Raw genomic sequence first — 14,697 nt, forward strand, 5'->3', positions numbered from 1 at the left:
CCTTATCCGGCTTCAATGCAACGGAGCGCAGACAGGAAACTGAAGCGCGGCGTCGTGCGTTGTGTGCGTCGTAGGGTCTCGCATCGTCTGAGTGGTCAAAGCATGCCTCGGTTCCTGCCCCGGTTGTTCCCGAAGGTTCTGGTCAAGGCTTCCCGAGCTACGGCCGAAATGGTGAAGAGTGCCGACGTGCCCGTGATGGGACGCCGCCTGTTCGTCATGGGCGCGCCGCTGGCGCTGGCCGCGTGCGTCACCAATCCGCCGCCGGCGCCGCTAAGCCGCGCGAACATGATGTACGGCCCGGTGGACGGCGAGCCCTTCCCGGTGGATGCGGTGGACCTCTCCGAGGTGGACCCCAAGTGGCTGCGGCAAGAGGTTCCGGCCCCGGCCGGCTATGCGCCCGGCACCATCGTGGTCGACATCAACGAGCGCTTTCTCTACCTCATTGGCCGCAACGGCACGGCGATCCGCTACGGCGTGGGCGTCGGCAAGCAGGGCTATTCGTTCCGCGGCTGGGCCACCATCAAGCGCAAGGAGAAGTGGCCCCACTGGACGCCCACCGCCAACATGGTGCGCCTCCAGCCCGCGCGCTATGGGCCCTACCAGAACGGCCTGCCGGGTGGCGAGACCAACCCGCTCGGCCCGCGCGCGCTCTATCTCTATGACGGCGATCGCGACACCATGTTCCGCATCCACGGCACCATCGAGCCGTGGAGCATCGGCCAGCAGGTATCCTCGGGCTGCATCCGCCTGCTCAACCAGGACATCATCGACCTGTACGAGCGCGTCCCGCTCGGCACCCGGGTCTATGTGAAGGGCTGAGGCCTTAGGCGCCCCCCGCCCCCGGCAGCAGCCGGTAGAGCTGGGCGGCGCCGTCGATCAGCTGGAAGCGATTGCGCGCCTGCGAGAATTCAAGGTTCTCGCGGGTGCCGATGCACAGGAAGCCGCCGCGCACCAGGCTCTGGGCGAAGCGTTGCAGCACCTTGTCCTGCAACGGCGTGGTGAAATAGATCAGCACGTTCCGGCACAGCACGAGGTGCGCCTCGCAGAACACGCCGTCGGTGACGAGGTTGTGCTCGGCGAAGGTGACGTTGGCGGCGAGGCGCTGGTCGAGCTTCATCAGCTCGTAGCGCGCGTGGAAATAGTCCGAAAAGCTCGCCGACCCGCCCGCCGCGCGATAGCGCCGGCCGGCCTCGCGCGCCTCCTGAAGGGGATAGATTCCCTCCGCGGCGCGGTTGAGGGCCGCCTTCGAGATGTCGGTGGCGAAGATGCGCGTGCGCTCGTAAAGCCCCGCCTCGGTGAGCAGGATGGCGAGAGAATAGATCTCCTCCCCATGGGCACAGCCGGCCTGCCAGATATTGATCTCCGGATAGGAGGCGAGCAGCGGGAACACCCGCTCCTTCAGCGCCAGGAAGACATGCGGATCGCGGAAGAATTCCGACACCGGCACCGAGAGGCCGGAGATGATGTCCGGTAGCCGCTCGGGCGCGTGCAGCATCCGCGCCGTGAGGTCCGAGATGGTCGCCGCGCCGAAGCCGGTGGCGAGGTTGCGGACCCGCCGCGTCAGCGAGGCCTTGCCATAGTCGCGGAAGTCGTAGCCGTAGCGGCGGAACAGCGCCTCCACGAACAGGTCCACCTCGATGGTCTCCAGCGCCAGCGCATCCCGCGCGCCGGCCGTCGCCGCCGGGGGCGGCGGATCGTCCTGGTCGTCGGTATCGTCAGGCCCGGTCATCGCGCGGCGAGCCAGGTGCGGATCATGGACAGGAGCTTCGGCACGTCCACGGGCTTGGCCAGATAGTCGCTGGCACCTGCCGCGAGGCACTTCTCCCGGTCGTCCTTCATGGCCTTGGCGGTGAGGGCGATGACCGGCAGCTTGGCGAACCGCGGCTGCGCGCGGATCTGCGTCATCGCCTCGTAGCCGTCCATCACCGGCATCATCACATCCATCAGCACGATCTCGATATCCGGCTGCTCGTCGAGCTGCGCCAGCGCCTTGGCGCCGTCCTGCGCCAGCACCACGTTGACGCCCCGCGCGCGCAGCACCTTGGCGAGAGCGTAGATGTTGCGCATGTCGTCGTCGACCAGCAGCAGCTTGCGGCCTTCGAGATCGCCGTCCGGATTGGCCGCGAGCTGTTCCGGCTCGCGCTGCACGGAGTGGAGGAACAGCGACACCTCGTCCAACAGGCGCTCGGGCGAGAGGGCGCCCTTCACCACGATGGCGTCGGTGAAGGCGCGCAGCTTCATGCGCTCCTCGGTGGTGAGGTCGCGGCCCGAATAGACCACCACCGGTACATGCTTGCCGCCGTCAGCGAGGCGCTCGATCAGCTCGAAGCCGGACATGCCGGGCAGGCCGAGATCGAGCACGATGCAGTCGAGATCGCCCTGCGCCACCACCTCAAGGGCGGCCTCGGCGCTCGCCGCCTCGACGATCTGCGCCTTCTCCCGGGCGAGCAGGGTGCGCACGGCGTGGCGGGCGGCGGCGTCGTCGTCCACCACCAGCACGCGGCGGGGACGATCGGCGGAATAATGGGTGAGGAGGCCGAGCGCCTCGGAGAGCTGGTCCGCGCTCACCGGCTTGGTGAGGAAGCCCACGGCGCCGAGGTCGCGGCCGCGCCGGCTCTCGTCCAGCGCCGAGACGAAATGCACCGGGATGTGGCGGGTGGCGGCATCGGCCTTCAGCCGCTCGATCACCGTCCAGCCGTCGAGGCCCGGCAGCATCACGTCGAGCAGGATGCCGGTGGGCTTGTAGGTCCGGGCGAGGGCGAGGCCGCTCTCACCGTCGCCGGCGGCGAGCGCGAGATAGCCCTTGCGCCGCACCAGCCCCACCAGCGTGCGGGCGAACACCGGGTCGTCCTCCACCACGAGGATCACGGTGGCGCCGGGGGTGAGGCGGTCGCGATCGTCCTCCACGCTCACGGCGGGAACCGGCGGCAGGCCGGAGAGGCCGGCGGCCTCGCGCTCCTGCCGGCTCGTGTCGAAGGCCACCTGCCGAGCATCCATCGCCGGCTGCGGCGCGGGCGCGGGCGCCGCCTCGCCGTCCTCTTCCGGCAACGGCTCGCCGACCGGAATCTCCAAGGTGAAGGTGGAGCCCTGGCCGAGCGCGCTTTCCACGGTCACGCTGCCGCCCAGTAGACGAGCGAGGCGCTGGGTGATGGCGAGGCCGAGGCCGGTGCCGCCGAACTGGCGGCGGGTGGAGGCGTCTACCTGCTCGAACGCCTCGAAGATGGCACCGAGCTTGTCCTCGGGAATGCCGATGCCGCTGTCGGCCACCGCCACCTTCAGGGTCTTGCCCGCCTCGTCCTTCGAGAAGGTGACGGAGACCCGGCCCTGCATGGTAAACTTCAGCGCATTGCCGACGAGGTTGGTGAGGATCTGGTCCAGCTTGCCCGGATCGGTGAACACGAGCTCGGGCGCGTCGGTGACGGAGACCGCAAGGCGCAGCTTGCGCTCCTGTGCGAGGCGCCGGAAATTGCGCTCCAGCCGCTGCGCCACGCTCGCGACCTTCACCGGCTCGTGCACCACCTCCATCTTGCCGGCCTCGACCTTGGAGAGATCGAGGATGTCGTTGATGAGGCGCAGCAGGTTCGAGCCGGACGAGTGGATGATGCTCGCCGCCTCCACCTGGTCGGCATCAAGGTTGCCGGTGCGGTTCTCGGCCAGGTCCTGGGACAGGATGAGCAGGCTGTTGAGCGGCGTGCGCAGCTCGTGGGACATGTTGGCGAGGAACTGGGACTTGTATTCGTTGGCCCGCAGCAATTCCTCGGCCCGCGCCTCCATCTGCTGGTTCAGCGCCTCCAGCAGCTCCTTCTGCGCGGTCATTTCCTGAGAGGAGCGCCGCAGCACGTCGTTGGAGGCCTGCAGTTCGTCCGCCTGAACCCTCAGCTCTTCCTCGGAGGCGGCGAGGCGCTGGGACCGCTCGTGCAGTTGCTCGTTGGTGGCGCGCAGCTCCTCCTGCTGGGTGCGCAGTTCCTCCTCGGCGACGCGCAGCTCCTGCGCCTGCTTCTGGCTCTGCTCCAGCAATTCGCGGGTGCGGGCAGCGCGGACGAGATTGTCCAGCGACAGGGCGACCAGCGGCGCGACCTCGTTGAGCAGCCGGCGGGCGCGCTCCTCCAGCGGCGCCAGCAGCGCCAGCTCGATGACGCCGAGCAGGCGCTTCTTGAGCACCAGCGGCACCGCGACGATGGAGTGCGCCGACGCCTCGCCGGTGCCGGTGCGGATGCGCAGATGGTCGGCCGGCGCGGGAGAGAGGACGATGGTCTTCCGCTCCAGCGCGCACTGGCCGACGAGCCCCTCGCCGATGCGCACGCGGGTGGACAGATGCCGCCGCTCCGAAAAGGCATAGCTGCCGACCAGCTCCAGCGCCGATCCCTCCGGGCCGGCCGCCTCGTCATGGGCGTAGAACACCCCGACCCCCGCGCCCAGCAGCGGCGCGAGCTCCGTCAGCAGCGCATCGGCGAAGTCGCGTGGATCCTCCTGCGCCTGGAGGCGGGCGGCGATGTTGTTGAGCCCGCTCTTCACCCAGTCGGTGTCGTGGGCCGCGATGGAGGTCGCCTTGAACACCTTGAGCGCGCGGGCGAGCGTGCCCACCTCGTCCTTGCGCTCGGCATAGGACACCTCGATGGTGCGATCATTCTCCGCAAGCCGGGTCATCTGTTCGGCAAGCCGGCGCAGCGGCCGCGCCATGAACATCGCGCCGAGGAACACGCCCGCAATGGCGACGCAGAGGGTCGCCACCAGCGCGATAATGTCGATGGTACCGACGATGGCATCGGCCCGGTCGAGATCCGCCTGGGCGCTGACGATCTCGGCGGATGCGGCGGCGCTCAGCTCGTCGAGGGCACCGATGATGCCGCGATAGCCCTCCTCGCTCGATTCGGCCGCGAGGAAGACCCGAAGCGCCGCATCCATGGCGGCAGGGTCGCCGCTCTCGGAGGCGGCCAGCACGGGCGCCGCCACCGCATCGACCCAGCGGCCGGCGATCCGGCCCGCGCGCTCGGCGAAGGGCAGGAGCATGGGCTGTGCCACCACCGCCGCCCGCAACGCCGCGAGCTTCTCATTGGTGAGCGTGGTCGAGGCCGAGAGCCGGGCCTTGAGATTGCGGGGGTCGGCGAGCGCGCTGCGCAGAAGCTCGAGCTGGCGGCGATTGAAAGCGCGCATGGCGTCGGCCGTCAGCACGCTGACCTGGCGGATCGTCTCGACCCGGCGCTCCTGCTCCTGCGCCATGCGGGCAGTGACCCAGTTGGCGCCGAGCAGCAGCATGAACATGGCGATGAGGAGCCCGACGATCAGCCCCGCCTTGGTCTGCATCTTCAGATCGGCAAACCACGACCGCTCGGTGAGCTTCTCCAGCATCCTCAACCCCTTCCGACCCCGCCGCAGAATGCATAGGCGGGGGTGAAGAAGGATTGAAGAGGAAATTCGCCCCCTATCTGTGCACGCGCCTCAGTGCGGGGCCATGCGCCGGCGCGCCGAGAGCGTCGCCAGCGCGATGCCGGAGATGACCAGCGCATAGCCCGCGAGGTGGTACCAGGCCATGGTTTCGCCGAGGAAGACGATGGCGAGCGCAGTGCCGAACACCGGCAGCAGATGCAGGAACGGCGCGGCCGCGTTCGCCCCCACGAGTTCCACACCCCGATTGAAGAAAAGGTAGGCGACCAGCGACGGGCCGGTCATCACGTAGGCCAGCGTGAAGAAGGTCACGTGGTCCAGCGGCAGCACCTTGCCGTTGAGATATTCCCAGAGCGCGAAAGGCGAGAGCAGCAGCGAGCCCAGCGCCATGATGGTGGCGAGGAAGGAGAGCGGGCCGAGCGGCGGGCGCTTGCGCAGGATCGCCGCGTAGAGGGCGTAGATCACCAGCGCCACGATGATGACCACGTCGCCGATATTGGGCTTCAGATGCAGGAAGGTGTCGAGGTCGCCGTGGCTGATGATGACCATCACGCCCACGAGGGAGGTGATGACCCCCGCCGCCTGGCCGAGGCTGAGCTTTTCCCGGAACAGCACGAAGGTCCACACCGCCACCAGAAGCGGGGCCGTGGACTGCACCAGCAGGCCGTTCACCGCCTGCGTGTATTGCAGGCCGTAATAGCTCATGGCGTTGTAGGAGGCGATGCCGGTGGCCGAGAGCAGCACCAGGAGCGGCAGGTTGCGCCGGATGATGGGCAGGTCGCGGACGATCTGCTTCCAGGCGAACGGCAGCAGGATGAGCGTCGCGCCGATCCAGCGCACCATGGCGAGCGTGATGGGCGGGATGTGCCCGGCGATGTAGCGCCCCACCACGAGGTTGATGGCCCACAATAGGGCCACAAGGGTCAGCAGCACATAGGGGGCGTCATAGAGGGCGAAACGGCTGGGGCGGACCGGAGTGGCGGACATGTCTTCTCCCTAGGCGCACCTGTGCGATGCGCCATGCGATGACCTGTTGGCCGGGAGTGCCGTCCGTCCCCTTTTATTGCGACGGCCTGCGGGCCCCCTCCTCTAACCCGAGGCGAGGGGCGAGGGAAATCGAATTTCACAGCGCAAACCATCACAATCCGTGATGACCCAAGCGGCGCCGTGAGATGTTTCGGCCGCGGCCGAAGTTTCGGCCTTTCGGCCTCAGCGCCCGATCAGGCGGTTGAGGGTGCCGTCCTGAATCAGCTGGTAGCTGGTCGGATTGTCGGCGCACAGGCCCGAGCCGCATTCCAGCACGGTGGAAACGCCGTTCGCCAGGGCCAGCAGCAGCACCAGCACGATGGCGGCGGTGCCGAGCAGCGGGCGATGGATCGGCGCGTCGGCCGACTGCCGCTCGAACTGGCCGTCGAACAGCAGCAGCACGGCCGAGCCGAGCACGCACACGGCGAACAGCACCAGCGCCCAGGCATAGAAGTGCAGGCCGAAGAAGGCGTCGCCATAGGCGCCCTCGCCGGGGATGATGTGCAGCAGCGTCTGCCGGGTGGAGACCGCCCCGCCGGCCAGCGCCGACAGGATCATGATGGCGTAGTGCGAAGGCCGCGGGCCGAACTTCACGTTCAGCGCGAGCCCGGCGGCCACGCAGACGAAGCCGGCGCGCTGCAGCAGGCAGAGCGGGCACGGCAGATCATTGAACACGAGCTGGTCGAAAAAGGCGGCGATGAGCACCGCCGACACGGCAAGGAGGCCGAGCGCGTTGAGCACCCGGAATCGGTCCGCGAGGGTGAGGCCGGTGTCCATGGCCTGCCTCACAGTGCGATATTGAGTGGATCGGTGACGTGCAGGCGGAACAGCACCAGCATCGTCGCCACCGAGAGCACCCAGAGCGCGAGCGCGGCCATGCGCTGGCCCATGAGCGTCGCCGCGAGGGCGAGGAACACGCCGAAGAACGGCAGCGACATCATGGCTTAGGCCCCCCGGCCCGCACCGGCGCGGATGTGCGATTCGGTGCCCGCCGAGGGTAGCTGAGCCCTGGCCCAGCGTCACGCTGCGGCGCGGAACTTCACCCCGTTGCCGGAGGGATCTGTCACCCGCAGTGCGCCGTCGTTCGACGGTTGTGCTTCCACGCCGGCTGCGGCGAGACGGGCGGCCAGGGCGGCGAAGGCATCGGCGGCCAGCGTCACGGTGAAATGGTCCAGCCCCACCGTTCCCGCCACCGGGACGGGGGCGCCGCCCGACTGCCAGACGTTCAGCCCCACATGGTGGTGATAGCCATCGGCGCTCACGAACAGCGCGCCGGGATAGCGGGCCATGATGGTGAGCCCCACCGTGTCCACCCAGAAGCGCTTGGCCGCGTCGAGGTCGCTCACCTTGAGGTGGACGTGGCCCATGTCTGTCCCGGCCGGGGCCGGTCCGCCCGCCGTCTTCGCCTCGCGGGCGAGGGCCTGGAGATCGAGCGGCAGGGTCTGCATGGCGATGGAGCCGTCGGGCTGCACCGGCCATTCCGCGCGCGGCAGGTCGCGATAAATCTCGACGCCGTTGCCGTCCGGATCGTCCACATAGAGCGCCTCGCTCACCAGATGGTCGGAGGCGCCGAGGCGCAGGCCCGCCCCGTGCAGCGCGAGGAGCCGCGCGGCGAGGCTGGCGCGGTCCGGCACGCGGATGGCCATGTGGAACAGGCCGGGCGCCCGGCGCGGCGCCGGCGGGGCCGAGGGGCGGGAAAGGATCTCCACCAGCGGCTTGCCACCCGCGCCGAGCACCGTCGCCTCGCCCTCGGCCAGCACATCGAGGCCGAGGAGGTCGCGGTAGAAGGCGAGGAGGCGGCCTGGGTCCGGGCTGGCGAGGCTGACGGCGCCGAGCACGAGGTCATGCGGCGCGATCCCGGCGGACAGGTCGGTGGTGGGGATGGAATGCGGGCCGGTCGAGCCGGCGGGGACGGCGATGGTCATGATGGGGCTCCTTCGCGCCGGGCGGGGTCTCTGCCCTGCCCGGCTGGGCGTTGTCCCAAATATGGACGCGCCCGGTGCAAGGCGCCATTGCGCCGATGCAAGCAAAGTCTGGCGCCTCAGCCCTCGAACCACTCTTCCGAGACCTTGCGCAGCTTGCCGCGCCGCCATTCGAAGATCTGGGTGCAGCGCATGAAGCGCTCCGGATTCGGCCGCGTGCAATAGGCCGAGTGGGAGAAGACGATGACCTGCGTCCGCGCGCCGCCCTTCGGCGCGATGATGTCGAAGCCGCGCGCGCCCCGGTCGAAGGCCCGGGTCCAGCGGCCGGGGCCGGTGGAGATGAAGAGGACGTGGCGAAAGCCGTCGGAGCCGATCCAGGGCGTGATGCCGCCCTCGCACTCCATGGCGTGGGTATCGATGAGATAGTCCGGACGGCCATCCGGCGAGACGTTCACCACGTCAAAGACGGTCTTCGGGTTCCAACTGGGCGTTCCCCCCTCCGCCCGGCAGGCCGCCTCCAGCTCCTTCACCGCCTTGGCCACCACCTTCGGCAGGCCGGCATAGGGATTGGCGGCCGGAGCCGTGGCAGGTGCGGCGGCAGGTGGAGCAGGCACCTCGGCTGCCCGTGCGATGCCGGAAGCGCCCGCCGCGATGGCCACGCAAAACAACCCGACGAAAGCCGTCCTCATGCTTCCCCCGTGCCGGATCACGCAGTCCGGACGCGGGACATGATAGAGCCGGGCATTGCCGGATTGAAACGGCCGCGCGGGGCGTGCCCCCCGCCGGTCAGGCCGCCTTCTGGGCCTCCCGGTCCACGATGGTCACGATGTCCGCCATGATGCGGTTCAGCTCGAAATTCTTCGGCGTGTAGACGGCGGCGACGCCGAAGCCCTTGAGCTGGGCTTCGTCCTCCGGCGGGATGATGCCGCCAACGACCACAGGCACGTCGGAGAGGCCTTCCGCCCGCATCCGCTCCATCACGTCACGCACCAGCGGCACGTGTGAGCCGGAGAGGATGGAGAGGCCCACCACGTGGACGCCCTCTTCCAGCGCGGCGTTGACGATCTCGGCCGGAGTCAGGCGGATGCCCTCGTAGACCACTTCCATGCCGCAGTCGCGGGCGCGCACGGCGATCTGCTCGGCGCCATTGGAATGGCCGTCGAGGCCAGGCTTGCCGACCAGGAACTTGATGCGGCGGCCGAGCTTCTCGGAGACCGCATCCACGTTCTTGCGCACCTCCTCAAGGCCCTGCGTGTCCACGCGCGCGGCGCGGCCGACGCCGGTGGGCGCGCGGTACTCGCCGAACACCTCACGCAGGCAGGTGCCCCATTCGCCCGTCGTCACGCCCGCCTTGGCGCAGACGATGGAGGGCTCCATGATGTTGCGGCCTTCCTGCGCCGCGCTCTTCAGCGCCGCCAGCGCCGCGTCCACCGCCTTGGCGTCGCGCGCCTCGCGCCACGCCTGAAGGCGGGCGATCTGCTCGGCCTCGACGCCCTCCGGCACGGTGAGGATGGCGCCTTCGCCAGTGGTCAGCGGCGAGGGCTCGCTCTCGGTCCAGCGGTTGACGCCCACCACCACCTGGTCGCCGCGCTCGATGGCCTCCAGCCTGCGGGTGTTCGACTCCACCAGCTGCTGCTTCATGTAGGAATTCTCGATGGCCGCGACGGCGCCGCCCATGCCCTCGATGCGGGCCAGTTCCTCGCGCGCCTCGGCCTTCAGCTCCTCCACCTTCTTGGCGATCTCGGTGGAGCCGTCGAAGATGTCGCCGTATTCGAGCAGGTCGGTCTCATAGGCCACCACCTGCTGCATGCGCAGCGACCATTGCTGGTCGAAGGAGCGCGGCAGGCCCAGCGCCTCATTCCAGGCCGGCAACTGCACGGCGCGGGCGCGCGCCTTCTTGGAGAGGGTGACGGCCAGCATCTCCAAGAGGATGCGGTAGACGTTGTTCTCGGGCTGCTGCTCGGTGAGGCCGAGGGAGTTCACCTGCACGCCGTAGCGGAACAGCTTCTGCTTGGCGTCGGTGATGCCGTAGCGGTTGACGCAGATCTCGTCCCAGAGGTCCACGAACGCGCGCATCTTGCACATCTCGGTGATGAACCGCATGCCCGCATTCACGAAGAAGGAGATGCGCCCCACCACCTCGCCGAACACGGCGCCTTCCGCCTCGCCGGACTTCTTCACCGTGTCGAGGATGGCGATGGCGTTGGCCAGCGCGAAGGCCAGCTCCTGCACCGGCGTCGCACCGGCTTCCTGCAGGTGATAGGAGCACACATTCATCGGGTTCCACCGGGGCAGATGCTCGGTGGTGAAGATGATGGTGTCCTTGGTGAGCCGCATGGAGGGCGCGGGCGGGAACACATAGGTGCCGCGCGAGAGGTATTCCTTGATGATGTCGTTCTGCGTCGTGCCCTGGAGCTTGGAGCGGTCCGCCCCCTGCTCGTCGGCCGTGGCGATGTAGAGCGAGAGCAGCCACGCCGCGCAGGCATTGATGGTCATGGAGGTGTTCATCTCGGCGAGCGGGATGCCCTGGAACAGGGTGCGCATGTCGCCGAGGTGGGAAATGGGAACGCCCACCTTGCCCACTTCGCCGCGGGCGAGGGGGTGGTCGCTGTCGTAGCCGGTCTGGGTCGGCAGGTCGAAGGCGACGGACAGGCCGGTCTGGCCCTTGGAGAGGTTGGAGCGGTAGAGCTTGTTGGATTCCGCGGCGGTGGAATGCCCCGCATAGGTGCGGAAGAGCCAGGGTTTGTCGCGGACCACCATTTCCTAATCCCCATCCATCGCTTTTGGATATTTGCCGCGATTGTGCGTCGCAATGCGCGCGCCGTCGATGGGAAATTTTTCCAATACCGGACGGCGGCTGGCCCGTGCAGGGCGCCACGACGGGGCGCCGTTCACCCTCGATTCGGCACCCGCCGCGCCTGCCCCTGAGGTTGAACCATTAATTAATTTCTCTTTTTAGTTGTGTTGATGCTAGCCTTCTGCCCGCTTCGGATCCGGGGGGACAAGAGTGCGGCACGTGGTGGTTCTCATGGCGGCGCTGGCGTCCGCCGCATGCGCGAAATCGGCCGATAAGGTCTCGGCGGCCTATGTCTCGCCGATGCAGTTCCAGAGCTACAGCTGCCAGCAGCTCGCGCAGGAAGCCGAGCGCATATCGGCCCGCGCCATCGCCCTCACCGGCGCCCAGAACAATCGCGCCACGAGCGACGCGGTGGCGACCACCGTGGCCGTGGTCATCTTCTGGCCCGCCGCCTTTCTCGTGGGCGGAGACGATGCGCAGACCGCGGAACTGGCGCGGCTCAAGGGCGAGATGGACGCCATCGAGCAGGTCTCCATCCAGAAGAAATGCGGCATCTCCTTCCAGCGCGAGGATGTCCAGAAGGCGTCCTGACCCGCTCTTCCTTACACAAGCGGCGCCACGAAGGCCCCGGCCCGGCACCGTGCTCACCCGTCGAACGATGGCGCAGCACGGGGCCGGCGGCGGGCCAGCGCGCTAGCGCTTCACCAGTGAGATCACGAACAGGAGGATCACCGCGCCCAGCGTCGCCGAGATGATCTGGCCGATCACGCCGCCCACCACGAAGACGCCGCCGAACAGGAACCCGCCGATGATGGCGCCGACGATGCCCACGGCGATGTTGCCCAGGAGGCCGAAGCCGTAGCCCTGGAAGAGCTGGCCCGCCAGGAAGCCGGCGACCGCCCCGACGATGATCATCCAGATGATGCCCATGAACGTCTCCCATCCCCTTGTGTCGACGCCGGCCGTCCGGCGCGGAACAGCGCCACTCTAGCGGGGCGCGCCGCCGCCGGAAACGCCAGCGCGGCCATGGCCCCTCATTCTCCCCTGCCGCAGCGCCACATGGCCGAATGTCGGGGTTGAGAATGACTATCGCCTTGGATTTTTTCTCTGCTACGCTGCATTGCGAGATAGGGACTTAACGACGCGACCGAACGGTCCACTTGAGGAGAGGACGACAGCCATGGCCCAGACGGCAGCCGCCAATACGAACGAGGGACCGGTGAAGGACCTTTATGAGCTCGGCGAGATTCCGCCGCTCGGCCACGTGCCTGCCAACATGTATGCCTGGACCATCCGCCGCGACCGCCACGGGCCGCCGGAGCAGTCGTTCCAGCTGGAGGTGGTGCCGACCTGGGAGCTGGGTGAGCAGGACGTGCTCGTGCTCGTGATGGCGGCCGGCGTGAACTACAACGGCATCTGGGCCGGTCTCGGCCAGCCGATCTCCCCGTTCGATGTGCACAAGGCGCCGTTCCACGTTGCCGGCTCCGATGCCTCGGGCATCGTCTGGGCTGTCGGTTCCAAGGTGAAGCGCTGGAAGGTCGGCGACGAGGTGGTCGTCCACTGCAACCAGGACGACGGGGACGACGAGGAGTGCAACGGCGGCGACCCGATGTTCTCCCCCTCCCAGCGCATCTGGGGCTATGAGACGCCGGACGGCTCCTTCGGCCAGTTCTGTCGCGTGCAGGCGCGCCAGCTCATGCCGCGCCCCAAGCACCTCACCTGGGAAGAGAGCGCCTGCTACACCCTGACCATGGCCACCGCCTACCGCATGCTGTTCGGCCACCCGCCGCACACGGTGAAGCCCGGTGACTACGTGCTGGTGTGGGGCGCCTCGGGCGGCCTCGGCGTGTTCGGCGTGCAGCTCGCCGCCGCCTCGGGCGCGCACGTGATCGGCGTCATCTCCGACGAGACCAAGCGCGACTACGTGCTCGGCCTCGGCGCCAAGGGCGTCATCAACCGCAAGGATTTCAAGTGCTGGGGCCAGCTGCCCACGGTCAACTCGCCTGAATATGCGGAGTGGCTCAAGGAAGCCCGCAAGTTCGGCAAGGCGATCTGGGACATCACCGGCAAGCGCGACGTGGACATCGTGTTCGAGCACCCCGGCGAGAGCACCTTCCCGGTGTCGACGCTGGTGGGTAAGCGCGGCGGCATGATCGTGTTCTGCGCCGGCACCACCGGCTTCAACATCACCTTCGACGCCCGCTATGTGTGGATGCGCCAGAAGCGCATCCAGGGCTCGCACTTCGCCCACCTCAAGCAGGCCTCCGCCGCCAACCAGTTCATCATCGACCGGCGCGTGGACCCCTGCATGTCGGAAGTGTTCCCGTGGGACCGCATCCCCGAGGCGCACACCAAGATGTGGAAGAACCAGCACGCCCCCGGAAACATGGCGGTGCTGGTGAACTCCCCCCGCACCGGCCTGCGCACGTTCGACGACGTGCTGGAAGCCCTGCCGAAGAAGTGACCGGCGCCGCGGGACGCGACCCGTGTCGCGCGTCCCGCGGGTCCGCCCCCTCGGCCCCGGTGACGGGCAGATGGGGTGGGACGGGAGATGGGCCCGGTGAGGCTGTCGCGCGGACCTTGCTCTTGCGCGCTGGTCCATCCCGCGCCAGTGTCCACAGGGCGCGGCGCGCGGGAGAGCGGCCATCTACCGGAATGATTTCAAGACCTTGCAATTGTTCGTCGCGGCCTGCGAGCTGAACAATTTGTCGCGTGCCGCCGAGCGCATGTGCATCGCACCCTCGGCAGCGACCCGGCGCATCCAGCTGCTGGAGCACGACGCCCACACTCCGCTACTGGACCGCACGCCCCACGGCGTCCAGCCCACGGCGGCCGGGCAGACCTTCCTGCGCTTCGCCCGGGAAATCCTGCATCTGGTGGACCGCGCCGACCACCTGCTCAGCGAATATGAATCCGGCCTGCGCGGCTACGTGCGGGTGGCCTCGTCCAGCTCGGTGCTGCTGTCCCGGCTTGCCTTCGACCTGTCCCGCTTCGCCGCCGCCCATCCCGACATCAAGCTCGACCTCGACGAGCGCGACACGGAGGCGACGCTGGAGATGGTGCGCAGCAAGCAGGCCGACATCGGCCTGGTGGTGAGCGGCGCCGACACCCAGCCGCTGGAAACCTTCCCATTCGGCGGCGATCGGCTGGTGCTGGGCGTGCCGCTCTCCCATCCCCTGGCGCAGAACGACAAGCTGCGCTTCGTGGACTTCGTGGGGGAGGATTTCGTCAGCCTCGGCCACGGCACTGCGGTGCGCCGCATCCTCGCCGAGCAGGCGCGCCTCCTCGGCGCGCCCCTTAAGGTGCGCGTGCAGGCGGCAAGCTTCGAGGCCATGGCCCTCATGGCGAGCCAGGGCCTCGGCATCGGCGTGCTGCCCGAGCCGGCGCTGCGCCCAGTCAAGGCGGCCTACGGGCTCAAGGGCATCGAAATCGACGAGCCCTGGGCGGTGCGAAATTTTGTGCTGTGCGTGCGCCAAGTGCCTGAATTGGACCCACCGGCCCAGAGACTGCTGTCGTTTCTGCTCACCGCCTGACCAATTCTAATTTTGCGAATCGTCATTGTCTTAA

13 protein-coding genes are annotated in these 14,697 nt (G+C 68.3%); 4 read left to right on the forward strand and 9 right to left on the reverse strand.

Annotated features, from left to right (window positions below):
• Positions 1-168: 168 nt before the first annotated feature.
• On the forward strand, positions 169-819 hold the full coding sequence (locus FHT36_RS06600; protein WP_169121720.1) for a L,D-transpeptidase: 651 nt from the start codon (positions 169-171) through the stop codon (positions 817-819).
• A gap of 4 nt (positions 820-823) precedes the next feature.
• Here the strand turns inward: FHT36_RS06600 and FHT36_RS06605 are convergent, their stop codons facing one another.
• From FHT36_RS06605 to FHT36_RS06640, 8 genes are all read right to left on the reverse strand, one after another.
• Complete coding sequence (locus tag FHT36_RS06605; RefSeq protein ID WP_169121721.1) at positions 824-1,729, reverse strand: protein-glutamate O-methyltransferase CheR; 906 nt, start codon at positions 1,727-1,729, stop codon at positions 824-826.
• On the reverse strand, positions 1,726-5,349 hold the full coding sequence (locus FHT36_RS06610) for a response regulator (protein ID WP_169121722.1): 3,624 nt from the start codon (positions 5,347-5,349) through the stop codon (positions 1,726-1,728). Before FHT36_RS06610 ends, FHT36_RS06605 begins: the two co-directional genes overlap by 4 nt.
• A gap of 90 nt (positions 5,350-5,439) precedes the next feature.
• Positions 5,440-6,372 carry a DMT family transporter gene (locus tag FHT36_RS06615; RefSeq protein WP_169121723.1) on the reverse strand — a complete coding sequence of 311 codons (933 nt, stop codon included), beginning with the start codon at positions 6,370-6,372 and terminating at the stop codon, positions 5,440-5,442.
• Between the two features lie 222 nt (positions 6,373-6,594).
• Positions 6,595-7,188, reverse strand: a complete 594-nt coding sequence (locus FHT36_RS06620) for a disulfide bond formation protein B (protein WP_169121724.1) — start codon at positions 7,186-7,188, stop codon at positions 6,595-6,597.
• Between the two features lie 8 nt (positions 7,189-7,196).
• Positions 7,197-7,352 (reverse strand): DUF5993 family protein, encoded by a 156-nt coding sequence (locus FHT36_RS06625; RefSeq protein WP_029556801.1) that lies wholly within the window; start codon positions 7,350-7,352, stop codon positions 7,197-7,199.
• A gap of 78 nt (positions 7,353-7,430) precedes the next feature.
• Positions 7,431-8,336, reverse strand: coding sequence for a VOC family protein (locus tag FHT36_RS06630; protein WP_169121725.1), 906 nt, complete (start codon positions 8,334-8,336; stop codon positions 7,431-7,433).
• A gap of 116 nt (positions 8,337-8,452) precedes the next feature.
• The gene (locus FHT36_RS06635; RefSeq protein WP_169121726.1) at positions 8,453-8,992 is read right to left on the reverse strand and encodes a hypothetical protein; all 540 of its coding nucleotides are present in this window, start codon (positions 8,990-8,992) and stop codon (positions 8,453-8,455) included.
• 127 nt (positions 8,993-9,119) lie between these two features.
• Positions 9,120-11,093 carry a protein meaA gene (locus FHT36_RS06640; protein ID WP_169121727.1) on the reverse strand — a complete coding sequence of 658 codons (1,974 nt, stop codon included), beginning with the start codon at positions 11,091-11,093 and terminating at the stop codon, positions 9,120-9,122.
• 256 nt (positions 11,094-11,349) lie between these two features.
• Here FHT36_RS06640 and FHT36_RS06645 point away from each other — a divergent pair, with 256 nt between their 5' ends.
• On the forward strand, positions 11,350-11,721 hold the full coding sequence (locus FHT36_RS06645; protein ID WP_348644388.1) for a hypothetical protein: 372 nt from the start codon (positions 11,350-11,352) through the stop codon (positions 11,719-11,721).
• A gap of 102 nt (positions 11,722-11,823) precedes the next feature.
• Here FHT36_RS06645 and FHT36_RS06650 read toward each other — a convergent pair whose 3' ends face one another.
• Positions 11,824-12,060 carry a GlsB/YeaQ/YmgE family stress response membrane protein gene (locus FHT36_RS06650; RefSeq protein ID WP_169121728.1) on the reverse strand — a complete coding sequence of 79 codons (237 nt, stop codon included), beginning with the start codon at positions 12,058-12,060 and terminating at the stop codon, positions 11,824-11,826.
• A gap of 250 nt (positions 12,061-12,310) precedes the next feature.
• Between FHT36_RS06650 and ccrA the strand changes: the two genes are divergently transcribed.
• Positions 12,311-13,594 carry a crotonyl-CoA carboxylase/reductase gene (gene ccrA / locus FHT36_RS06655; protein ID WP_169121729.1) on the forward strand — a complete coding sequence of 428 codons (1,284 nt, stop codon included), beginning with the start codon at positions 12,311-12,313 and terminating at the stop codon, positions 13,592-13,594.
• 205 nt (positions 13,595-13,799) lie between these two features.
• Positions 13,800-14,663, forward strand: coding sequence for a LysR family transcriptional regulator (locus tag FHT36_RS06660; protein WP_210257606.1), 864 nt, complete (start codon positions 13,800-13,802; stop codon positions 14,661-14,663).
• Positions 14,664-14,697: the final 34 nt, after the last annotated feature.

It is taken from the genome of Xanthobacter sp. SG618, from assembly GCF_012932745.1.
Taxonomy (GTDB): Bacteria; Pseudomonadota; Alphaproteobacteria; order Rhizobiales; family Xanthobacteraceae; genus Xanthobacter; species Xanthobacter flavus.

Bases quoted from the DNA above. Each gene is read 5' to 3' on its own strand.
- FHT36_RS06625 (WP_029556801.1), bottom strand. From the start codon at position 7,352: ATGATGTCGCTGCCGTTCTTCGGCGTGTTCCTCGCCCTCGCGGCGACG.
- FHT36_RS06630 (WP_169121725.1), bottom strand. From the start codon at position 8,336: ATGACCATCGCCGTCCCCGCCGGCTCGACCGGCCCGCATTCCATCCCC.
- FHT36_RS06620 (WP_169121724.1), bottom strand. From the start codon at position 7,188: ATGGACACCGGCCTCACCCTCGCGGACCGATTCCGGGTGCTCAACGCG.
- FHT36_RS06640 (WP_169121727.1), bottom strand. From the start codon at position 11,093: ATGGTGGTCCGCGACAAACCCTGGCTCTTCCGCACCTATGCGGGGCAT.
- ccrA (WP_169121729.1), top strand. From the start codon at position 12,311: ATGGCCCAGACGGCAGCCGCCAATACGAACGAGGGACCGGTGAAGGAC.
- FHT36_RS06600 (WP_169121720.1), top strand. From the start codon at position 169: ATGGTGAAGAGTGCCGACGTGCCCGTGATGGGACGCCGCCTGTTCGTC.
- FHT36_RS06605 (WP_169121721.1), bottom strand. From the start codon at position 1,729: ATGACCGGGCCTGACGATACCGACGACCAGGACGATCCGCCGCCCCCG.
- FHT36_RS06615 (WP_169121723.1), bottom strand. From the start codon at position 6,372: ATGTCCGCCACTCCGGTCCGCCCCAGCCGTTTCGCCCTCTATGACGCC.
- FHT36_RS06610 (WP_169121722.1), bottom strand. From the start codon at position 5,349: ATGCTGGAGAAGCTCACCGAGCGGTCGTGGTTTGCCGATCTGAAGATG.
- FHT36_RS06650 (WP_169121728.1), bottom strand. From the start codon at position 12,060: ATGGGCATCATCTGGATGATCATCGTCGGGGCGGTCGCCGGCTTCCTG.